Genomic DNA, 21,900 nt, shown 5'->3' on the forward strand with positions numbered 1-21,900 from the left:
CGCGGATTATCCCGCGGACTTGAGAACAGCGGTTGAAGTGCCCTTGCGAACCAGCAGGCGGGGGGTCCTGAAGCGCACGATCGCGCGGTAGAGCGCCAGATAGCTCAGGCAGAAAAGCACGATGCAGATCTGCAGGGCGTGCGAATCGTTCCACCACAGCGTGGCAGGCACGGCAGCCAGCGAACACAGCGCCCAGAGGTAGGGCGACGTCATCGAGTTGCGGCGCAGCAGGGTGGACACGTCACGCTTGCCGACCGCCCAGCGCATCAGGCGGCGGTAGATCAGGCTGTGCAGGTGCGTGGCATCCGGCTGGCCCATCGGGTGACCGCGCACGATCTTGCGCCGGTACATCGTGAACACGGTTTCGAAGATCGGGTAGACACACAGCAGCAGCGGGAACATCGGCGAAACCGCGTCGTTGCGCTGAACCAACATGATGCTGAGCTCGGCCACCCAGAAGCCCATGAAGTAGGCGCCGCCATCGCCCAGGAAAACCAGGCCGAAGGGGTAGTTGAGCGCGAAGAACCCGAGCACGGCACCGAGTCCGATCAAGGCGCAGTTGAAGATCAGCGTGTCGCCGACCTGATGTGCCACGAACGCGAGCGCCGCCAGCATGATCGCCACGCACATCGACGCGAGTCCGTTGAAGCCGTCGATGATGTTGATCGAATTGGCCACGCCGGCCACTGCGAACAGTGTCAGCAGGACGGAGACGCCTGCAATCCCCAGCAGCGGGTCGAGGCCGGCGATGTCGGTGCGTTCGATTTCGGCGTTTGCCAGCCACAAGGCGACGGCCGCGGCAAGAATCATTGCCAGCATGCGCTGGCGCGGCGTCACGCGCTTCGTGAAGTCTTCGATCAGGCCCGCACTGAATGCGATGAAGCCCGCCATGCACAGGACGCTCTTCGTGTACTGATCCGTGCCCGGCAGGTTCATGGCGTAGAGCATGCCTGCGGCGACGCCACAGGCGATGCCGATGCCTCCGATGCGTGGCACCACCCGGGCGTGGAATTTCTGGGGGCCGCTCTGATCGGTGTCACCCGAGAACCGGGCGTGGCTTCTTGCGGAGCGAACGATGACCAGCGTGGCTAGAAAGGCTGCCACAAATGAAATGAACAACAATGTCATGAGGTGCCACGGGTCTCGGAAGGATGACTGATCATTCAGGCGGAACCCTTCATCACCAAGTGAAAAAGTCACGCACTTTTACTGCAGTGCACCATCGTCGCACAGATGCCCGGATCTGCGACTTACGGCGGTTACTGGCGCGGGCAGATGTTCTATCGTGTCGCACCAGCGTGATGCGTTGATTTGCACCTGTTTTTCGTCGGTTGTGACTATGTACATATAGACACATCTGATACCTCTTTTGCAAGGAATCGAATGATCCTCGTCACCGGCGGCGCCGGCTTCATCGGCAGCAACTTCGTACTCGACTGGCTGGCCCAGTCGGATGAACCCGTGCTCAATCTGGATGTCCTGACCTACGCGGGCAACCTGGAAAACCTCGCCAGCCTGCAGGGCGACGCGCGGCATGTGTTCGTGCAAGGCGACATCTGCGACCGCGCCCTGATCGACCGCCTGCTGGCCGAACACCGCCCGCGCGCCATCGTGCATTTCGCGGCCGAGAGCCACGTCGACCGCAGCATCCACGGCCCCGGCGCCTTCATGCGCACCAATATCGAAGGCACCTACACGCTGCTCGAAGCCGCGCGGGCGCACTGGAGTGGCCTGGACGATGCCGCCAAGGCCGCGTTCCGCTTCCACCACGTCTCGACCGACGAGGTCTACGGCTCGCTCGGTGCCAGCGATCCGGCCTTCACCGAAACCAAGGCCTTCGAGCCCAACAGCCCGTACTCGGCCAGCAAGGCCGCCAGCGATCACCTGGTGCGTGCCTGGTTCCACACCTACGGCCTGCCGGTGGTCACCACCAACTGCAGCAACAACTACGGCCCGTATCACTTCCCCGAGAAGCTGATCCCGCTGATGATCGTCAACGCGCTGGCCAGCAAGCCGCTGCCGATCTACGGCGACGGCCAGAACGTGCGCGACTGGTTGTACGTGTGCGACCACGCCAGCGCGATCCGCGCCGTGCTGGCCGGCGGACGCCTGGGCGAGACCTACAACATCGGCGGCTGGAACGAGAAGACCAACCTCGAGATCGTGCACACCGTCTGCGATCTGCTCGATGAACTCAAGCCCGACGCCGCCGGCAGCTACCGGCGCCTGATCACCTACGTCAAGGATCGCCCCGGCCACGATCGCCGTTACGCCATCGATGCCCGCAAGGTCGAGCGCGAACTCGGCTGGCGACCGGCCGAGACCTTCGAGACCGGCATCCGCAAGACGGTGCAGTGGTATCTCGATCATCCGGATTGGGTCGCACACGTTCAAAGTGGTGCGTACCGGGACTGGGTGTCGCAGAACTACGCCGAGCGCCAGGCGGATTGAGCGGTGGTGCAGCCCATGAAGATTCTCCTGCTCGGCAAGAACGGCCAGCTCGGCTGGGAATTGCAACGTGCACTGGCGCCGCTGGGTGAGCTGATCGCGCTCGATCGCCATGCCACCGACTTCGCTGCCGACCTGGCCCAGCCCGACTCGCTTGCAGCCACCGTGCGCGCGCTGCAGCCGCAGGTCATCGTCAACGCCGCTGCCTACACCGCGGTCGACAAGGCCGAGAGCGAGCCCGAACTCGCGCGCACCGTCAACGCCACCAGCCCGGGCGTGCTGGCCCAGGCCGCGGCCGAAGCCGGCGCTTGGTTGCTGCACTACAGCACCGACTACGTCTTCGACGGCAGCGGCACCGCTGCCCGCAGCGAAGACGCCGCCACCGCGCCGCTCAACGTCTACGGCCAGACCAAGCTCGAAGGCGAAGCGGCGATCCGCGCCAGCGGCTGCCGCCACCTGATCCTGCGCACCAGCTGGGTCTATGCGGCACGTGGCGGCAACTTCGCCAAGACCATGCTGCGGCTGGCCGGCGAGCGCGAGCGCCTGACCGTCATCGACGACCAGATCGGCGCCCCCACCGGCGCCGACCTGCTGGCCGACCTCAGCGCCCACATGCTGCGCCAGGCGCTGCAGCAGCCCGAATGCGCCGGCACCTATCACGCGGTGGCCGGCGGCGAAACCAGCTGGCACGCCTACGCCCGCCACGTGATCGAGTGGGCGCGTGCGCACGGCCACGAGCTGAAAGCGACCGACATCGCCGCCGTGCCCAGCAGCGCCTTCGCCACGGCAGCGCAGCGCCCGCTCAACTCACGGCTGTCGACCGCCAGGCTGCAGCAGGTCTTCGGCCTGCACCTGCCGCATTGGCAGACCGGTGTCGACCGCATGCTGGCCGAAGTGCTCGGCCGCTGAACCCGTTCCACGCATCAGGGAGTTCCCATGAACCGCAAAGGCATCATCCTCGCCGGAGGCTCCGGCACCCGGCTGCACCCGGCCACGCTGGCGATGAGCAAGCAGCTCCTGCCGGTCTACGACAAGCCGATGGTCTATTACCCGCTGAGCACGCTGATGCTCGCCGGCATCCGCGACATCCTGCTGATCTCCACGCCGCAGGACACGCCGCGCTTCGAGCACCTGCTCGGCGACGGCAGCCGCTGGGGCCTGAACATCAGCTACTGCGTGCAGCCCAGCCCGGACGGCCTGGCGCAGGCCTTCATCCTCGGGCGCGATTTCGTCGGCGGCGCCCCCAGCGCGCTGGTGCTCGGCGACAACATCTATTACGGCCACGACCTGCAGGGCCTGCTGAAAAGTGCTGCCGACCAGCCCACCGGCGCCAGCGTGTTCGCGTACCACGTCACCGACCCCGAGCGCTACGGCGTGGTCGATTTCGACGCACACAAACGCGCCCTCAGCATCGAGGAAAAGCCCGCCAAGCCCAAGAGCAACTACGCGGTCACCGGCCTGTACTTCTACGACAACCAGGTCTGCGACATCGCCGCCAGCATCCAGCCCAGCCCGCGCGGCGAGTTGGAGATCACCGACGTCAACGCCGCCTATCTGAAGCAGGGCCAGCTCAACGTCGAGATCATGGGCCGTGGCTACGCCTGGCTCGACACCGGCACCCACGACAGCCTGCTCGAAGCCGGCCAGTTCATCGCCACGCTCGAAAAGCGCCAGGGCCTGAAGGTGGCGTGCCTCGAAGAGATCGCCTACCGCGCCGGCTGGATCGACGCCACCCAGCTCGAGCGCCTGGCCCAGCCCCTGCTCAAGAACGGCTACGGCCAGTACCTGATGAAGGTACTGCGCGAGCGCGCGTTCTGATTCCCACGCATTTCGCACCGCCATGAACATCATCCGCACCGACATCGCCGACGTGCTGATCATCGAACCCAAGGTGTTCGGTGACGCACGCGGCTTCTTCATGGAAAGCTGGAACCAGAGCCGCTTCGACGCCGCCGTCGGCAGCCCGGTCCGCTTCGTTCAGGACAACCACAGCCGCTCGGCCCGCGGCGTGCTGCGCGGCCTGCACTACCAGCTGCCGCCGCACGCGCAGGGCAAGCTGGTGCGTGTCACCCGCGGCGTGGTGTTCGACGTGGCGGTCGATCTGCGTCGCAGCAGTCCGACCCTGGGGCGCTGGATCTGTACCGAACTCAGCGCAGATAACCACCGCGAGCTCTGGATCCCGCCCGGTTTTGCGCATGGATTCATGGTGCTGAGCGACAGCGCCGACTTCCTCTACAAGACCACCGACTACCACGCCCCGGACTGCGAAGCCGCCGTGCGCTGGGACGACCCCGAGCTGGCCATCGCCTGGCCCGCGCTCGACACGCCGCCGCTGCTGTCGGCCAAGGACCAGCAGGCGCCCGGCTGGCGCGAGGCCCGCTTGTTCGACTGAGCCGTGCACACCGGCCGCGTACGCCGGCCGACCCACCCTGAATTCCATCTCCCACCGAGGTTCACATCCATGAGCACACCCGTGCAAATCCAACCCGTCATCATGGCCGGCGGCAGCGGCACGCGGCTGTGGCCGCTGTCGCGTGCAGGCTATCCCAAGCAGTTCCTGGTGCTCGACGACAGCAACCGCAGCCTGTTCCAGCAAGCCGCGCTGCGCCTGGTCGATCTGGCCGCGCCTGACCTGGCGGTGGCCGCGCCGCTGATCGTCGGCAACGAAGAACACCGCTTCCTGGTGCTCGACCAGTTGCGCGAAGTGGGCTGCGATCCCAGCGCCGTGCTGCTCGAGCCGATGGGCCGCAACACCGCGCCGGCCATCACCCTGGCGGCCCTGCAGTCGCAAGCGGGCGGGACCGATCCGGTGCTCGTCATCGTCGCGGCCGATCACGTCGTTGCCGATCTGGCGGCCTTCACCGCTGCGCTGCAGCAATCGGCCCGGCTGGCCGCCGATGGCGCCATCGTCATCCTCGGCATCACGCCCGACCGCCCGGAAACCGGCTACGGCTACATCCGCAGCACCCCTGAAACCGGCGCCGCCCGGGTGATGCAGTTCGTCGAGAAACCCGACCTCGCCACCGCGCAGCGCTACCTCGCCGAAGGCAGCTACAGCTGGAACAGCGGCATGTTCGTGCTCAAGGCCTCGGTGTGGATGGCCGCGCTCGAGCGCTTCCGCCCCGACATCGCCGCCGCCACCCGCGCCGCCTTCGACGCCAGCACCACCGACGCCAAGTTCGTGCGCCCGTCCAAGGCGCTGTTCGCCGCCGTGCCGAGCGAATCGGTCGACTACGCCGTGATGGAGCGCTGCCCGCAAAGCGAGTTCGACATCCGCATGGTGCCGCTGTCGGCCGGCTGGAACGACCTGGGCGCCTGGGACGCCGTCTGGCAGGCCGCCACCAAGGACGCCGCCGGCAACGCCGCCTTCGGTGACGTCATCGCCCAGGACAGCCGCAACACCCTGGTGCACGCCACCAGCCGGCTGGTCAGCGTGGTCGGCCTCGACGATGTGGTCGTGATCGAAACGCCCGACGCCGTGATGGTGGCCGATCGCAGCCGCAGCCAGGACGTCAAGAAGATCGTCAACCTGCTCGACGCCCAGAAACGCACCGAACACAGCCTGCACCGCAAGGTGCACCGCCCCTGGGGCTGGTACGACAGCATCGACCACGGCCCGCGCCACCAGGTCAAACGCATCATGGTCAAGCCCGGTGCGAGCTTGAGCCTGCAGATGCACCACCACCGCGCCGAACACTGGATCGTCGTCAGCGGCACCGCCGAGATCACCAACGGCGACAAGGTCATGATCCTGAGCGAGAACCAGTCCACCTACATCCCGCTGGGCCAGACCCACCGCCTGGCCAACCCCGGCAAGATGCCGCTCGAGATCATCGAGGTGCAGTCGGGCAGCTACCTGGGTGAAGACGACATCGTGCGGTTCGAGGACACCTACGGCCGGCAATGACACGGGTCAGGCTCTTCGGCGTGTCGAAGAGCTTCTCATGTCGATCGGTTCCGCCGCATTGCTGATCGTCGACGTTGCTTCCACGATCGTTTCTGCGGCTTTCCCGATCCTTGGCGTTGTTTCCACGATCGTTGGCATTGTTTCCACGATCGTTTTCGTTGCCAAATCTATCGTTCAAGCTGCGTCCCCTGTCGAAAAACGGGCGTCCACCGATCGGTTTCGCAGCGTCCAGAGTCGGTTCCGGTTCTTCTCCGATCGGAAAAACCGCTTCCAGTGTCGGTTCACATCGCGTCGGTGGTCGAATTTGCAACATCTACGATCGGTGCAGCTTCGAGAAACGGTTGTTGATGGAACGTCCACGGTTGTGTTTGAAACGTCGACGGTTGTTCCTGAAGCTTTCGCGAGCGGAAAAATCGTTACGCGAGGCTGCGAAGATCACCTCGACCTCGCATCCGGATCTGGCATGAAGCAAGCCCTCACAGCATGAACAAGACCCTGAAGATCTACGTCACCGGCCACCGCGGCATGGTCGGCTCGGCCATCGTGCGCCGGCTCCAGTCGCTGGGTTACAGCAACATCCTCACCCGCACCCACGCCGAACTCGACCTGCTCGACCAGCGCGCGGTGCACGCCTTCCTGGCCGACGAGAAGCCCGACTACATCTTCATCGCCGCAGCCAAGGTCGGCGGCATCCAGGCCAACAACCTGTACCGCGCCGACTTCCTGTACCAGAACCTGCTGATCGAGGCCAACCTGATCCACGGCGCGCATCTGGCGGGCGTGCAGCGCCTGATGTTCCTGGGCAGCAGCTGCATCTACCCGCGCGACTGCCCGCAGCCGATCAAGGAGGACTATCTGCTGACCGGCCCGCTCGAACAGACCAACGAGCCCTACGCCATCGCCAAGATCGCCGGCATCAAGCTGGCCGAAAGCTACAACCGCCAGTACGGCCGGCAGTACATCAGCGCGATGCCGACCAACCTCTACGGCCCCAACGACAACTACGACCTCGCCAACAGCCACGTGCTGCCGGCGCTGCTGCGCAAGGCGCACGAAGCCAAGCAGCGCGGTGACGCCGAATACGTGGTCTGGGGCAGCGGCACGCCCAAACGCGAGTTCCTGTACGTCGACGACCTGGCCGACGCCTGCGTGCACCTGATGCAAAGCGGCTACGACGGCCCGCTGGTCAACATCGGCACCGGCGAGGACGTGACGATCCGCGAACTCGCCGAAACCGTGATGCAGATCGTCGGTTTCGAGGGCCGCATCGTCTTTGACGCCAGCAAGCCCGACGGCACGCCGCGCAAGCTGCTGGATGTGAGCCGGCTCAAGGGGCTGGGCTGGCAAGCCAGGACCGGCCTTCGTGATGGAATCCGTCTCGCCTACGAGGCCGCGCCGTTTCACACTTGAAAGCTCACATGGAAGCACTGCGTCTGATCCTCACGCCTGTCAAGCGGCAGTTGGTCATTGATCTGCCAGAAGCCCTGTCGCATGGTGAATGCGAGGTGATCATCCTGCCCGTCAGCCAGACTGACCGGCCACAGCTACAGCGACGCAAGCCTTCGGAGCGGCTTCAAGGCACCCGCGTTTCGGGCGACCTGCTCATCCCCGTGGTATCCGACGACGCCTGGGATGCCCTCCAATGATCTTGCTCGACACCCATGTCTGGGTGCGTTGGCTCGTGCCGGGGGATCAGCCTTTGCCACGGGCCTTGTCCGATCTGATCGACCTCGAGGACGACGTTTGCGTGAGTGCGATTTCGCATTGGGAGATTGCCTACCTGCAAAAGAGAGGACGACTCAGTCTTCCGCTGGACATTCAGGATTGGCTCCGTGAAGCCACCGTCGGATCAGACATACGCACGCTTGATCTCACCCCGGTATCGCAGTCAGGTCCGCCGCCTTGACCGATGTCCACCGTGACCCTGCCGATCGATTCATCATTGCCACCGCGCTCGAAACCCACTGTCGCTTGCTGAGCTTGGATCAGCAATTTCATCTCTACCCTGAACTCGCCGGCTTGTTGACCGCAGCCTGAGAAGCACACCATGACCACCCCTCAAAAAGTCGCCCTCATCACCGGCGTCACTGGCCAAGACGGCGCCTACCTCGCCGAGTTCCTGCTCAAAAAGGGCTACCAGGTGCACGGCATCAAGCGCCGCAGCAGCCTGTTCAACACCGACCGCATCGATCATCTGTACCAGGATCCGCACGTCGAGCAGCGCAATTTCACGCTGCACTACGGTGACCTGACCGACTCGACCAGCCTGGTGCGCATCGTCCAGCTGGTGCAGCCCGACGAGATCTACAACCTGGCCGCCCAGAGCCACGTCGCCGTCTCGTTCGAGGAGCCCGAATACACCGCCAACGCCGACGGCATCGGCGCGCTGCGCCTGCTCGAAGCCATCCGCATCTGCGGCCTGGAAAAGAAGACCCGTTTCTACCAGGCGTCCACCAGCGAGCTCTACGGCCTGGTGCAGGAAACCCCGCAGAAGGAAACCACCCCCTTCTACCCGCGCAGCCCCTACGCGGTGGCCAAGATGTACGCCTACTGGATCACGGTCAACTACCGCGAGGCCTACGGCATCTATGCCTGCAACGGCGTGCTGTTCAACCACGAAAGCCCGATCCGCGGCGAGACCTTCGTCACCCGCAAGATCACGCGTGCGGTCGCCCGCATCGCGCTGGGCCTGCAGGACTGCCTGTACCTGGGCAACATGAGCGCGCTGCGCGACTGGGGCCATGCGCGCGATTACGTCGAGATGCAGTGGCTGATGCTGCAACAGCAGAGCGCCGAAGACTTCGTCATCGCCACCGGCGTGCAGTACAGCGTGCGCCAGTTCGTCGAGAAGGCGGCTGCCGAACTAGGCATCACGATCGCCTTCGAAGGCGAGGGCGAGCAGGAGTTCGGCTACGTGTCGGCCGTCACCGGCAAGCAGGCCAAGTGCAAGGTGGGCGATGTGGTCGTCAAGGTCGACCCGCGCTACTACCGCCCGACCGAAGTCGAGACCTTGCTCGGCGACCCGACCAAGGCCAAGGTCAAGCTCGGCTGGACGCCGCGCACCACCTTCGACGAACTCGTCAAGGAAATGATCGAGGCCGACTACACCAGCGCGCGCAAGGACAGCCTGGTCAAGATGGCCGGTTTCCAGGCCTTCGATCACCACGAGTGAATCGGGCGGGCGTAGTGCCCGCCTTCGACGCGCTTCAGGCCGGCGGCTCTTCGGCGGCCGGCAGCACGTCTTCGTAGATGCTGGCCACGCTCAGGGTCTGGCCCAGGCTGGTCAATTCGATCGCGTCTGCCTCGCCAGCCGGATACAGCACCCAGTGGCCATCGTCGTTGCGGCGGAACAGGTCCACCTGCATGCGGTCCTGCTCGACAAACAGCACTTCCTGCAAGCTCGCCAGGCTGCGATACAACTCGAACTTGCGCCCGCGGTCGTAAGCGCCGGTGCTGTTGCTGATCACTTCGACCACCAGTGTCGGATGACGCTTGGCGAGATCCGCTTCGGTGCTGCGGTCACGTGGGTCGCAGGTGACGAACACGTCGGGGTAGACCACGGCGTCGGCGGTTTCGATGTACACCTTCATGTCGGACATGAAAGTGCGGCATGGCGTGCCGCGCAACGAATTTCTCAGTGCCACATACAGATTGCCGGCGATCCGGTTGTGCGCATCGCGCGCCCCGGTCATGGCGAACACCTCACCGTCGACCCATTCGTGGCGATCGTGCTGCTCGGCCTCCCAGGCCAGGAAACCGGCCAGATCGAATCGGCTGGCCACTTGCGCATGTCCCATCTGCAATCTCCGGCGAATGTTCGGTATCGCGTGATTCGGGATGCTATCGCGGCGCGGACAATGCGCGCTGATTTTCCAGCCGGAGTCACACAGCCTTGAAGGCGCTCTTCATCCACCAGAATTTCCCGGGGCAGTTTCGCCATCTGGTCGATCATCTGGCACGCCAGGGCGGCCACCAGCTGGTCTGCATCGGCCAACGTGACGGCGCGCCGCTGCCGAACACCACCTACGTGCGCTACCGGCCCAAGCGCGCGCCCGGCCCGGCGACCCATCCCTATCTGATCGGCATGGAGTCCGCGGTGCTCGCCGGCCAGGCGGTGCTCGAAACCCTGCTGCAGCTGCGCCAGCAAGGCTTCGTGCCCGACGTCGTGATCGCCCACCCCAGCTGGGGCGAGACGCTCTACGTGCGCGAGGCCTATCCCGCCGCCCGGCTGATCCATTTCTGCGAGTTCTACTACCACACCGAGGGTGCGGACGTCGGCTTCGACCCGGCTTTCCCGCTCACGCTCGATCAGCGCGCCCGGCTGCGCACCCGCAACGCCTTGCACCTGCTCAACCTCGAGAACTGCGACGTTGCCGTCTCGCCCACCCACTGGCAGAAATCGGTGCACCCGCTGGCCTACCAGCCGCGCATCGAGGTGATCCACGAAGGTGTCGACACCCGCGCGGCACGCCCCGACCCGCTCGCCACCTTCGAGCTGCCCGACGGCCGCGTGCTGCGCGCCGGTGACCCGGTGGTGACTTATGTGGCGCGCAACCTCGAGCCCTATCGCGGCTTCCCGCAGTTCATGCAGGCGCTGGCGCAACTGCAGGCCCAGCGCCCCGACGTGCAGGCGCTGATCATCGGTGCCGACGGCGTCAGCTACGGCAACCCGCCCGCCGACGCGCCCAACTGGCGCGAGAAGCTGCTGCGCGAACTGCCGCTCGACGCCAGCCGCACGCACTTTCTCGGCACCTTGCCGCACGCGCGTTACCTGCAGGCGCTGCAGGTGTCGGCCGCGCATGTCTACCTCACGGTGCCGTTCGTGCTGTCGTGGTCGCTGCTCGAAGCGCTGGCCAGCGGCTGCCTGGTGATCGCTTCCGACACCGCGCCGGTGCGCGAGGTCATCCAGCACGGCCGCCAGGGCCTGCTGGTCGATTTCTTCGACGTCGCTGCGCTGACGCAGCACCTGCTCGCAGCGGTCGACCAGTCCGCCGCGTTCACCGCCCTGCGCCAAGCCGGGCCGGCCCACGTGGCTGCGCGATACAGCGTCGACGCCGGCTGTGCCCAGTGGCTGGCGCTGCTGCAGCGTGTCACGCAGGATTTCAGGTTCCAGCGCTGAGCGAACGTTCCATCGCCGGAAGGAGGCGATCGAGCTCAGGACTGCAGCGCTGGACGGTAGGCCCGATCCAACTCGGCGGCCACCGCCTCAAGCCGTTTGTCCAAGGTCCAGATCCGGGTCTGGTCCTTGAGCAGTGCGGAGGCCAGCAGGCTGACGTCGACGAAACCACACCCGCGGCCGAAGAGCGCTCGGCGCTCAATCAGGGCCCGCAGTTCGTCGGGCGCCGCGACCGGCACGCTTTCAAGCTCAGCCAGCATCTCGATGATGGATTGCCAGCCAGGGGGTGTCCCGCAAGCGATTTCCACCACGACGTACGGGTGGCACACGACCAGGCCTGCTTCAAGCAGCGCCACGAGCCGCTCGTTGCGCTGCTTGAAGTGCCCGACCCATACGGAGGTGTCGACGAGCACGTTCATGAGGTCGGTGTTTCGTCGCGCCGGCGCGGAGCAAGGTCGATGTCCGGGGCCTGGCCACCCAGGGCTGCCAGGCGCCGAGCGGTCTGCTGCTGGATGAAGGCCTTGACGCACTCCTTCAGCAACTCGGACTTCTCGATCCCGGGCGCTGCCAGCGAAACAGCCTTGGCAAAGAGTTCGTCATCAATCGTGAGTGTGGTCCGCATGGATCGTCTGGTGCATCAACATGCGCATCAGTCTGCATCAACCAGTGTGCCAAGACAAGCGCGTCAGGCTCGGGGGCATCGGGGCGCGCCATCCGATGGGCTGAACAGAACATGAAGGCTCTTCCCTGGCCGTGATGCGCCGACAACACGCGCACGCCCGGCGCAGTGAGCATTGCCCGGTTCACCCACCACGCACTGCAAACGCCCGAACCACGGGATTGTTGTGCCCTGTTCGCTGCGGTCTAGTGGCGGGTGAAACATCCATCAGACAAGCCCGCGCGATGCGGGCGTTTTATTGCGCATAGGGACACCACCAGCATGGCCACGTACATCAGCGTCGACGACATCGTTTACAGCGAAGGTGACTCGCAAGCGGTCTTCACCCTCCGGCTGAGTGGCGATGCCGCCACCACTGCGATCGACGTCAATTTCTCGACCACCGACGGCACCGCGCTCGACGCCACCGACTTCGACCACGTGACGGGCATCGTCACGATCCCGGTCGGCGATACGAGTGCGACGATCAGCGTGCCGATCACGGACGATGCCACGCTTGAAACCATCGAAGGCATCCTGCTCCAACTCTCCACCACCACGCCGGGCGCGGTGCTCACCCGCGGCACCGTCACGGGGCTGATCGTCGACAACGACATGCCTGCCGGCGTGCCCAACGTGAGCGCAGGCGATGTGGTGGTCGATGAAACCGACGGCATCGCCACGGTCTACATCACGCTCGACAAGCCCTCCGACGTCGACGTCACCGTCCACTACCAGACCCAGGCAGCCACAGCAGCGCCCGGCCTTCTGGACACCGAGGGCGACTACGTCACCGACAGCGACAGCATCACCATCCCGGCCGGCCAGACCGTCGCCAGCGTCGACGTGCTGATCAACAACGACGCCCTCGCCGAAGGCCGCGAGGTGTTCGCCCTGGCGTTGACCGGCGCCGTCAATGCCGTCATCACCGACCCGCGTGCCCACGTCGTCATCCAGTACAACGACGCCGCCGCCGTGCCCACCCCGGTGGTCAGCGTGCAGGGCGGCACGATGGTGGAAAACCAGGGCTACGTCGACTTTCTCGTCACCCTGAGCGCACCCGGCAGCGCCGAGGCCCGCGTCAACTACAACACCGGCGACGGCACCGCGCTGGACGGCGTCGATTACGAGAGCGTCACCGGCACCCTGGTGTTCGCCCCCGGTGAAACATCGAAGACCGTGCGCGTGCTGGTGGCCGACAACGCCGTCATCGACGGGACCCGCACCTTCAGCCTCGGCCTCAGCGGCATGAGCGGCCTGGTCAGTGGTGTGCTCACGGCGCAGGGCGTGATCCTCGACAACGAATCGCTCACGCCGCCCACCGTGCTGGCGCCGGTGCTGATCAACGCCAATGCGGGTGCCACCGGCAACATCCTGGGCGGCACGGGCTACAACGACAGCCTGACCGGCGGCGCCGGTGACGACGTGCTCGACGGCCGAGCACTCGACGACACCATGAAGGGCGGCGCCGGCAACGACACCTACATCGCCGAAGAAAGCGGCGGCCAGATCACCGAAGAAGCGGCCAGCGGCAACGACACCATCATCAGTTACCTGTCCAACTACACCCTCTCGTCCACCATCGAGAACCTGGTGCTCGGCGGGGTGGCCAACATCAGCGGCACCGGCAGTGCCGAGGCCAACACGTTGACCGGCAATACCGGCAACAACACCCTGAACGGCGCGGGTGGCAACGACACGATCTACGGGGGTGCGGGCAATGACAGCCTGACGGGTGGCACGGGCACCGACAGCCTGCTGGGTGGCGCGGGGGACGACACGTACACCTACGACAGCGGCGACGTGATCGTGGAGGGGCTGAACGAAGGTAACGACACGATCCTGAGCGCCGTGAGCCTGACGTTGGCGGTGGCGAATGTCGAGGGCATCACGTTGACGGGGGCGGACAACGTCAATGCGACGGGCGACGGGTTGGCGAATACGTTGACCGGGAACACGGGCAACAATGTGATGGATGGGGGTGTGGGAGCCGATAGCCTGGCTGGTGGGCAAGGCGATGACACCTATGTGGTCGACAACGCGGGAGACGTGATCACCGAGGGGGCGGGCGCCGGAACGGATACCGTTCAGGCGAGCATCACGTACTCACTGGCAGGGCTTGCCAACGTCGAGAACATCACGCTGACGGGCAGTGCAGCGATCAACGCCACGGGCAACGCGCTGGCCAACCGTGTGATCGGCAACGCTGGCGCGAACCGTCTGGTGGGCGATGCTGGCAACGACACCCTGGGCGGTGGGGCGGGCAACGACACCATGGTGGGCGGGCTGGGTGACGACGTCTACTACGTTGATGCAGCCGGGGATGTGGTCACGGAAGTCGCAGGCCAAGGCACCGACACTGTGTATTCGAACGTCAGCTACACGCTGAGTTCGGAAGTCGAGTCTCTGGTGCTGACCGGCTCGGCTGGGTTGAGCGGGACGGGCAATGACTCGGCGAACCTGCTGGCGGGCAATGCGGGCGCGAACAATCTGACCGGTGGCCTGGGTAACGACACGCTCAACGGGGGGGCAGGTACCGATAGCCTGGCTGGTGGGCAAGGCGATGACACCTATGTGGTCGACAACGCGGGAGACGTGATCACCGAGGGGGCGGGTGCCGGAACGGATACCGTTCAGGCGAGCATCACGTACTCACTGGCAGGGCTTGCCAACGTCGAGAACATCACGCTGACGGGCAGTGCAGCGATCAACGCCACGGGCAACGCGCTGGCCAACCGTGTGATCGGCAACGCTGGCGCGAACCGTCTGGTGGGCGATGCTGGCAACGACACCCTGGGCGGTGGGGCGGGCAACGACACCATGGTGGGCGGGCTGGGTGACGACGTCTACTACGTTGATGCAGCCGGGGATGTGGTCACGGAAGTCGCAGGCCAAGGCACCGACACGGTGTATTCGAACGTCAGCTACACGCTGAGTTCGGAAGTCGAGTCTCTGGTGCTGACCGGCTCGGCTGGGTTGAGCGGGACGGGCAATGACTCGGCGAACCTGCTGGCGGGCAATGCGGGCGCGAACAATCTGACCGGTGGCCTGGGTAACGACACGCTCAACGGGGGGGCAGGTACCGATAGCCTGGCTGGTGGGCAAGGCGATGACACCTATGTGGTCGACAACGCGGGAGACGTGATCACCGAGGGGGCGGGCGCCGGAACGGATACCGTTCAGGCGAGCATCACGTACTCACTGGCAGGGCTTGCCAACGTCGAGAACATCACGCTGACGGGCAGTGCAGCGATCAACGCCACGGGCAACGCGCTGGCCAACCGTGTGATCGGCAACGCTGGCGCGAACCGTCTGGTGGGCGATGCTGGCAACGACACCCTGGGCGGTGGGGCGGGCAACGACACCATGGTGGGCGGGCTGGGTGACGACGTCTACTACGTTGATGCAGCCGGGGATGTGGTCACGGAAGTCGCAGGCCAAGGCACCGACACGGTGTATTCGAACGTCAGCTACACGCTGAGTTCGGAAGTCGAGTCTCTGGTGCTGACCGGCTCGGCTGGGTTGAGCGGGACGGGCAATGACTCGGCGAACCTGCTGGCGGGCAATGCGGGCGCGAACAATCTGACCGGTGGCCTGGGTAACGACACGCTCAACGGGGGGGCAGGTACCGATAGCCTGGCTGGTGGGCAAGGCGATGACACCTATGTGGTCGACAACGCGGGAGACGTGATCACCGAGGGGGCGGGTGCCGGAACGGATACCGTTCAGGCGAGCATCACGTACTCACTGGCAGGGCTTGCCAACGTCGAGAACATCACGCTGACGGGCAGTGCAGCGATCAACGCCACGGGCAACGCGCTGGCCAACCGTGTGATCGGCAACGCTGGCGCGAACCGTCTGGTGGGCGATGCTGGCAACGACACCCTGGGCGGTGGGGCGGGCAACGACACCATGGTGGGCGGGCTGGGTGACGACGTCTACTACGTTGATGCAGCCGGGGATGTGGTCACGGAAGTCGCAGGCCAAGGCACCGACACGGTGTATTCGAACGTCAGCTACACGCTGAGTTCGGAAGTCGAGTCTCTGGTGCTGACCGGCTCGGCTGGGTTGAGCGGGACGGGCAATGACTCGGCGAACCTGCTGGCGGGCAATGCGGGCGCGAACAATCTGACCGGTGGCCTGGGTAACGACACCCTCAATGGTGCGGCAGGTAACGATGTGCTGAATGGTGGCGTGGGTTCGGACCTATTTGTGTTCAACGGAACCCTGAACGCTGCATCCAACGTCGACACCATTTCTGATTTCTCCGCAGGCGATCGGATTGCGCTGGACAATGACATATTTTCGGCGCTTGGTGCGGCGGGCACCTTGAACTCGTCATCGTTCTACGCTGGTGCGGGTTTTGTCGAGAGTACGAGTGCCGCACAAGCTGCCGGCGTGTATTACGATCTGAACACGGGTAGCCTTTATTACGATGCAGACGGATTTGGCTCGGGTGTGGGTGTCAAGTTTGCTGAGGTTTCAGGCATCCCGACCTTGAGCAACGCGTCTTTCATTGTTCAGGAGTGATTCACTCCGATTGATGTATCGAGGCCGGTTGATACGTGGCGCCCTGCGGGCGCCCGTTCGACGGGTTCAGTTCAGCGGTTCAGTTCGTTGTAGTAACTCACAAGCGGACTGGCTGGCGGCCGCGAGATAGCTGTTCCGACATGGCTGCAGTTGCTGAAGCGCACCGCGCCATCGTGGCCGATCGCGTCATTGATGTCGATCCGACCGGCTGAGGCGGTGCTTCCTTCGACCGTGAGCTTCAGGGTACCGCCTGCGCCTGACCAGCGGATGTAGCGGGCGCGGGCATCTCTGCCGCTGAACTGCATTGCTGACAGGCGGATTTCGTTCCAGCCGCTCGAAATCCGAGAATCCACGAATCCGTTCTCAGAGTCGCTGTAGTTCGTTACACGTCCTGACGCAGTGAACCTGCTGGCCGTTCCGACGATTCGCCACGGCGTGTATTCAAAAGTGCCGTTCAGCGATACCTCGGGCGTGTACACCCATGCTGGCTGGCCTGGAGTTGCTCTGGCGTGCCACACGGTGCCGACCGATTCAATCCGAGTACCGCGCAGAACGGCTTCGTTCATGGGTCCAATGCGCCCGCCGCGGAACAGGATGGGTGTGGTCACTGAGGCGCCCACCCAATCTCCGTTCAGCCACGGTGACAAGGTGCAATCGTGCACCTCGGCGGTTTTTCGAGCGGACAGTGCCGACGATTGCGAGAACCGACTGGATCCTCCGCTTTCCACGACTCGTCTAAGGGTGAGCCCATCGATGTTCAAGACGACGTCGCCTACGACTTGGATGTCCTCGAACGTACAGTCCGGCGAAGTATTGAACGTGCCTAGCTGGCCGCGGGCGATGCCATTGCGAGCAGCCATTCGTTTCATTGCCTGCCCAAACACTGGGTCGTTCGCCCAACTCAGCCAGCCATCGAAATTCGTCAGGACGTTGTCATGGTCGAAACTCTGGTGGCAGGAGAAGCTCGCGATGCCGGTGAGCGGGCCGGTGTCGTACATCCCGTCTGCGCTGCAGTGCGCGCAGCCGGACCAGTCGATCACGTGTCGTGCCGCGGTCGCACGGGTGTCGGTTGACCGCTCGTGCCGACAGTGGATGAGCTGGATGCCGTAGCCCATTCCACCGGTAACAACGTCCTGAGGCTTGATGAGATCGCGCATGGACGACGTGCCGCCGACACACCAGCGTTTCATGACTGCGGGTTGCTTCGTGTTACGGGCCTTGCCGATCACCGCCGAGCCGCCGATCGAGTACTGCTCGCCGATGCCGGCTACGCCTGACGTTCGTGTCTCCAGGGTGGCGTATTCCAACTCTTGGATAAAAATCGAGGTATTTCGGACTGGTATGACCTGCTGAAAAACGTAGGGCGTGCCTGCCGCTACAGGCCAAGCCGACCGATAGTCAAAAGTGACTGTCCGTGCCAATAGGTCCACCGCTGTGACCTGCAATAGATATGACAAGGGACCCCATTCGCTGCGCTCAGGCCGGACCCGCCAATGGTCGCCCACCGAGAAGGCCGAGACATCACTGAGTTGCACCGTTTCGCCACCGTCGGATATCGCCGCAGCGAGTGGCAGGGTGAGTTCGATGCCCGACAGGGATCCATTGACCGTGATCACGCCGGTGAGACGTTCCGCTGTCACCCCGCGTGGTTGCTGCCCGCGCCAAGTTACCTTGCAACGCAGGCGCAGGGTTACACCGTCTGTTTCCACGCGCACCGGCGTGACGATCGTGCAGTTTGTGTCACAGGTGATGTCGGTGTAGCCCGCTGCCAACATCGCCTGTATGGACTGTCCTGCGTCCTCCCCGATGCCCCAATCTTCCAGGCGGCCTGACCGTCCACCAGCAGGTGCGGAAAGCACGCTGGCGCCGGCCATGAGTGCACATCCTCCGACGAACAGCGCAGCAATGTCTCGACGGGTCAATCGCTGGGAGGGTGAATCACCCGCCCCGTTTCCGTTGATGAATCCCGCTGGGCGGTTCCACCGGGGTCCGGGGGGACGCGAGACCATCGGTGAGTTGCTGTCGGCTAAGACCACTACAACTGCGAGCCCCCCAATGCGCGCGCCAAGGTGGCCCTGACCACGCGCAGGAGAAACTTCGGTAGCACGAGTTGACGACGGATTCTTGACGGCTCCAGCCACAATCGGTAAGCCCATTCGAGGTGAAGCCGAACGAGCCAATCCGGTGCTCGTTTTACCTTGCCGGTATAGACATCCAGTGATCCACCCACCGGTAGCACACGGCTTGCCGGGCAGCGCTCAAAGATTCGTGAGCCGATCAACTCTTGCCGCGGTTGACCCAGGGCCAGTACGACGATCTCCGGCTGGCGAGCCACGATTGCGTCGATCGACGCATCGTCATCTCGGGTGTAGCCGTTCTCGCAGAACACCAACTGATGCTGAGGGTACTGCGCCGCCAGCTGCGTGCGTGTCATCGCGTTGACCTCGGGAGAGCCACCCCAGACCGCGAGACGGCTCGGTGGCGCGGTTGCCAGCACGTCCAACCAGAGTTCGCACCCCGGGATCTTGTGAAGACGGGTTCTGCACAACCACCTGGCCGCGATCACGGTGCCGATACCGTCTGCGTATCCGATGCTGCTGTTCACACACGCCATGAACGCCGGGTCCTGCCGCATCAACGCCTCGGCACCGAGGGAGACGTAAACACCGGGCTGGTTCACCACCTGCCGTGCCAGCGCACCGCGCGAATCGAACGGCCAGACTCTGTAGCCGAAGATGTTCAGTGGCTGCATAGCTGGCGATAGAGTTGCGTGTACTTGCCGACCAGAGAGGGCCAGGTCCGGGTCTGCGTGACGTGCGCGTATCCGGCGTCGATGACCGGCTGGAATCGGCTGAAGTCACGATGGACCAATTCGATGGTGTCCATGAGGGCGTTCACGTCCTCTGCGGGTACCACGAGGCCCGTGCGGCCGCCGGTCACCAGTTCCTGCATGCCACGCACCGAACTTACGACCACCAGCTTGCGCTGCGCCATCGCCTCCAGTGGCTTGAGTGGCGTGACCGAGTGTGCAATCGGTTCGTCTCGTCGGAAGTTGATGATGACGTCCAGCCGGTCGTAGATGCCGCTCACCTGAGCGAACGGTACGGCCCCGGTGAACTCGATCAGGTCCGTGACGCCCCGCTCACGCGCAAGCACTTCGAGCTTTGCCTGCTCCTCCCCTCGGCCGGCAATGATCATGCGGGCATCAATGCCACGTTCGGTTCGGAGCCTGGCCAGCGCGTCGACAACGAACGCCAAGCCCTCCAGGGGGATCAGCGAGCCGATGAATCCGAATGTGGGGTTCGAGCCGCCCCCTGCTGTGGCTGTCAGCGCGCCCACGGGTTCCAACGGACGCACCATGTTCTGATGCACGCCATTGGGCACAAGAATCGGGCGCGGATTCAACGGTCCGTACTTCTCCATCAGGCCTTGGCTGATGACGGCCAGCGCATCGGCCCGGCGGGCTAGGAAGCGCTCAATGCCCCCGAACAGTTTCTGGAAGAACGTGCCCGAATCGAAATTTTCGTCGAGGTGCCAGTCGCTGCGCATCTCGTACACGAACGGCAGTCCGTACCGACGCGCTGCCAGCAGTCCGACCAAGCCACACGCGAAGATGGCGTGTGCATGGACAACCTGGGGGCGCTCCTCCTCGATGACGCGACACACGGTGCGATAGAAGCCGACGAACGAGAGCGCCTTCTTCGCCTTGACGAGCAGGCTCTTCTTGCGATTGATTGCGAAATCGGCGTTGCCTGCGTAGGTACGGTAATACTTGATTCCGTCGATCACGTCGATCGAATCTGATCCCTGGCCTGCCTGAAGCGGGGAAGTCACGATCACCGGAATCATTTCCCCGGACCCGAGTTGAGCATCGACGATGCTCTTGCTGCGGGTACTGGAGCCGGAGACGTCTGGAACTGATTGGTAGAGAATGTGAACGATTTTAATCATGCTGCGACTCCTGTTTTTTTACCATGCCGGAGGCGGAGGTCAGCCAAAATATAATGACGGCAAAATATGATTGATAAACGATTGACATGGTTAGGGCGCAAAGTGCCAATGCGAGTAGTGTTATTAATCGGCCATGTCTGCTGAACTGTTCTTGATCAAGGGCGTAGCGTAACGAGTAAAGGGTTAGTGCTAAGCCGGCAATTCCATACTTGTAGATGACTGTAAGAAAGAAATTGTCAATAAATGGTGAGAGTGGGTCAATTCCCTCTCTGTACTCAAACCATGGTATATGGAAAGCGCTTCCAAGTCCGGATCCAAAAAATATCCCAAGCCAACCTGGTCCTGTGTTTAGCCAGTTAAAGAATGGTTCATATCGGGTCGTTAGGGCCTGAAGTATGAGTTCCGCTGATGCGAGAGCGACGATGCGACTGGCTAGTTCTTGTAGTGCAAATATGAGCGCGGCAAGTCCTGTGCCCAATATGGCTGTGATCAAAGTGCCGACTAAAACATTGGATCGAAAAGCGATGTAGATTATTAAGAGTAGTCCGGCAATAAGAAAAGTTCGGTTTCCAGATGCGTAACTGACGACAACGAATGAAATGAAAATTATCCAAAGCGACGTGTTTATTTTTATGAATCTGAACGGTCTTGTCGCGAAGAGAAGCATAGTTGCAAACATAAATGGGAGAGAGAAGTCTGAGTATCTCTCTGTCATTTCTGGATCGTTTGCGTAAAATTCGTCACTGATGCCGCTAAAGCTAGCGAGTGCGCCTGATTGATTTAATTTTTGCAGAATTATGCACTTGATTGCCGCAGTAAAAAAGGCTGGTGCGATAGTTCTAATTATTTCGGTCGGCTCAATAAATTCCTTGCCGCTCGTTGGCGTGCTCCTGCTTGCGCGATGTAGTAAGTAGAAGGCAGGTACATATAGAAGTACTTTCGTATCTCGCAGCAAGCTCGGCATGTGTGCGCCAAATTTATTCGGCGCCATCGCGATTATGAAAACGATAAGAGCCGCCGATAGCGTGAGGAGCAAAAGGAAGCCAATTTTGAAGCGGACGCGCTGGTCAGGACTCAGTAACAAGTGAGCTGCGAACCCAAGCAGTAAACCATCAGTAGCGGTAACTCCGGCTCGATAATAATGGGCAACGAAAATGCTTGATAAGGGCAAAATCGCCGCACCCCAAGCAAATGCTCTGATAGTCGACAGACGCGGATGAGCGGCCGCTTGATAGCCAAGCAAGCATGATGCTGCGAAGAGCGTCAAAAAGACAATCAAGCTCATGCGAT

At 63.3% G+C, this 21,900-nt stretch carries 21 protein-coding genes; 13 read left to right on the plus strand and 8 right to left on the minus strand.

Annotated features, from left to right (window positions below; translation table 11 throughout):
- Positions 1-6: 6 nt before the first annotated feature.
- Positions 7-1,128, minus strand: a complete 1,122-nt coding sequence (locus LCHO_RS03110; RefSeq protein WP_012345655.1) for an MraY family glycosyltransferase — start codon at positions 1,126-1,128, stop codon at positions 7-9.
- 255 nt (positions 1,129-1,383) lie between these two features.
- Here LCHO_RS03110 and rfbB point away from each other — a divergent pair, with 255 nt between their 5' ends.
- The 11 genes from rfbB to gmd all read left to right on the plus strand — a co-directional run bounded on the left by rfbB (position 1,384) and on the right by gmd (position 9,527).
- On the plus strand, positions 1,384-2,451 hold the full coding sequence (gene rfbB, locus LCHO_RS03115) for a dTDP-glucose 4,6-dehydratase (RefSeq protein WP_012345656.1): 1,068 nt from the start codon (positions 1,384-1,386) through the stop codon (positions 2,449-2,451).
- A gap of 15 nt (positions 2,452-2,466) precedes the next feature.
- Positions 2,467-3,357, plus strand: coding sequence for a dTDP-4-dehydrorhamnose reductase (rfbD, locus tag LCHO_RS03120; RefSeq protein ID WP_012345657.1), 891 nt, complete (start codon positions 2,467-2,469; stop codon positions 3,355-3,357).
- 27 nt (positions 3,358-3,384) lie between these two features.
- Positions 3,385-4,266 (plus strand): glucose-1-phosphate thymidylyltransferase RfbA, encoded by an 882-nt coding sequence (rfbA, locus tag LCHO_RS03125; RefSeq protein WP_012345658.1) that lies wholly within the window; start codon positions 3,385-3,387, stop codon positions 4,264-4,266.
- A 22-nt stretch (positions 4,267-4,288) separates the two neighbouring features.
- A complete protein-coding gene (gene rfbC / locus LCHO_RS03130; RefSeq protein ID WP_012345659.1) occupies positions 4,289-4,840 on the plus strand; it encodes a dTDP-4-dehydrorhamnose 3,5-epimerase in 552 nt (183 codons plus the stop codon).
- 69 nt (positions 4,841-4,909) lie between these two features.
- Positions 4,910-6,355, plus strand: coding sequence for a mannose-1-phosphate guanylyltransferase/mannose-6-phosphate isomerase (locus LCHO_RS03135; protein ID WP_012345660.1), 1,446 nt, complete (start codon positions 4,910-4,912; stop codon positions 6,353-6,355).
- A gap of 37 nt (positions 6,356-6,392) precedes the next feature.
- On the plus strand, positions 6,393-6,842 hold the full coding sequence (locus LCHO_RS23250) for a hypothetical protein (protein WP_150105404.1): 450 nt from the start codon (positions 6,393-6,395) through the stop codon (positions 6,840-6,842).
- Positions 6,839-7,765: a GDP-L-fucose synthase family protein gene (locus LCHO_RS03140; protein WP_012345661.1), complete on the plus strand. Its 927-nt coding sequence runs from the start codon at positions 6,839-6,841 to the stop codon at positions 7,763-7,765. Before LCHO_RS23250 ends, LCHO_RS03140 begins: the two co-directional genes overlap by 4 nt.
- Before the next feature lie 8 nt (positions 7,766-7,773).
- Complete coding sequence (locus tag LCHO_RS03145; RefSeq protein WP_012345662.1) at positions 7,774-8,001, plus strand: hypothetical protein; 228 nt, start codon at positions 7,774-7,776, stop codon at positions 7,999-8,001.
- Positions 7,998-8,261 (plus strand): type II toxin-antitoxin system VapC family toxin, encoded by a 264-nt coding sequence (locus tag LCHO_RS22530; RefSeq protein WP_012345663.1) that lies wholly within the window; start codon positions 7,998-8,000, stop codon positions 8,259-8,261. Before LCHO_RS03145 ends, LCHO_RS22530 begins: the two co-directional genes overlap by 4 nt.
- On the plus strand, positions 8,258-8,392 hold the full coding sequence (locus LCHO_RS23860; RefSeq protein WP_223210493.1) for a PIN domain-containing protein: 135 nt from the start codon (positions 8,258-8,260) through the stop codon (positions 8,390-8,392). Before LCHO_RS22530 ends, LCHO_RS23860 begins: the two co-directional genes overlap by 4 nt.
- 10 nt (positions 8,393-8,402) lie before the next feature.
- Positions 8,403-9,527, plus strand: coding sequence for a GDP-mannose 4,6-dehydratase (gmd, locus tag LCHO_RS03150; protein ID WP_012345664.1), 1,125 nt, complete (start codon positions 8,403-8,405; stop codon positions 9,525-9,527).
- A gap of 34 nt (positions 9,528-9,561) precedes the next feature.
- Here gmd and LCHO_RS03155 read toward each other — a convergent pair whose 3' ends face one another.
- Positions 9,562-10,152, minus strand: a complete 591-nt coding sequence (locus tag LCHO_RS03155; RefSeq protein ID WP_012345665.1) for a Uma2 family endonuclease — start codon at positions 10,150-10,152, stop codon at positions 9,562-9,564.
- A gap of 95 nt (positions 10,153-10,247) precedes the next feature.
- Here LCHO_RS03155 and LCHO_RS03160 point away from each other — a divergent pair, with 95 nt between their 5' ends.
- Complete coding sequence (locus LCHO_RS03160; protein ID WP_012345666.1) at positions 10,248-11,474, plus strand: glycosyltransferase family 4 protein; 1,227 nt, start codon at positions 10,248-10,250, stop codon at positions 11,472-11,474.
- Positions 11,475-11,509: 35 nt separating this feature from the next.
- Here LCHO_RS03160 and LCHO_RS03165 read toward each other — a convergent pair whose 3' ends face one another.
- Both LCHO_RS03165 and LCHO_RS03170 read right to left on the minus strand, forming a co-directional pair.
- Entirely contained in the window at positions 11,510-11,890 is a 381-nt protein-coding gene (locus tag LCHO_RS03165; protein ID WP_012345667.1) for a type II toxin-antitoxin system VapC family toxin, read from the minus strand.
- Positions 11,887-12,093, minus strand: coding sequence for a type II toxin-antitoxin system VapB family antitoxin (locus LCHO_RS03170; protein ID WP_012345668.1), 207 nt, complete (start codon positions 12,091-12,093; stop codon positions 11,887-11,889). The genes LCHO_RS03165 and LCHO_RS03170 overlap by 4 nt, the downstream gene beginning before the upstream one ends.
- Positions 12,094-12,411: 318 nt before the next feature.
- On the opposite strand from LCHO_RS03170, the gene LCHO_RS23260 reads away from it, so the two are divergent.
- Complete coding sequence (locus LCHO_RS23260; protein WP_012345669.1) at positions 12,412-16,659, plus strand: Calx-beta domain-containing protein; 4,248 nt, start codon at positions 12,412-12,414, stop codon at positions 16,657-16,659.
- A 71-nt stretch (positions 16,660-16,730) separates the two neighbouring features.
- Here the strand turns inward: LCHO_RS23260 and LCHO_RS23265 are convergent, their stop codons facing one another.
- The 4 genes from LCHO_RS23265 to LCHO_RS23270 form a co-directional block, all read right to left on the minus strand.
- Positions 16,731-18,533 (minus strand): hypothetical protein, encoded by a 1,803-nt coding sequence (locus LCHO_RS23265; protein ID WP_012345670.1) that lies wholly within the window; start codon positions 18,531-18,533, stop codon positions 16,731-16,733.
- Positions 18,534-18,694: 161 nt separating this feature from the next.
- Positions 18,695-19,411 carry a WecB/TagA/CpsF family glycosyltransferase gene (locus LCHO_RS03185; protein WP_012345671.1) on the minus strand — a complete coding sequence of 239 codons (717 nt, stop codon included), beginning with the start codon at positions 19,409-19,411 and terminating at the stop codon, positions 18,695-18,697.
- Positions 19,399-20,610, minus strand: a complete 1,212-nt coding sequence (locus LCHO_RS03190; RefSeq protein ID WP_012345672.1) for a glycosyltransferase family 4 protein — start codon at positions 20,608-20,610, stop codon at positions 19,399-19,401. Before LCHO_RS03190 ends, LCHO_RS03185 begins: the two co-directional genes overlap by 13 nt.
- Positions 20,603-21,895 (minus strand): DUF6369 family protein, encoded by a 1,293-nt coding sequence (locus LCHO_RS23270; RefSeq protein ID WP_012345673.1) that lies wholly within the window; start codon positions 21,893-21,895, stop codon positions 20,603-20,605. The genes LCHO_RS03190 and LCHO_RS23270 overlap by 8 nt, the downstream gene beginning before the upstream one ends.
- Positions 21,896-21,900 lie beyond the last annotated feature (5 nt).

Origin of the sequence: Leptothrix cholodnii SP-6, from assembly GCF_000019785.1 — a bacterium.
Lineage (GTDB): Bacteria > Pseudomonadota > Gammaproteobacteria > Burkholderiales > Burkholderiaceae_C > Sphaerotilus > Sphaerotilus cholodnii.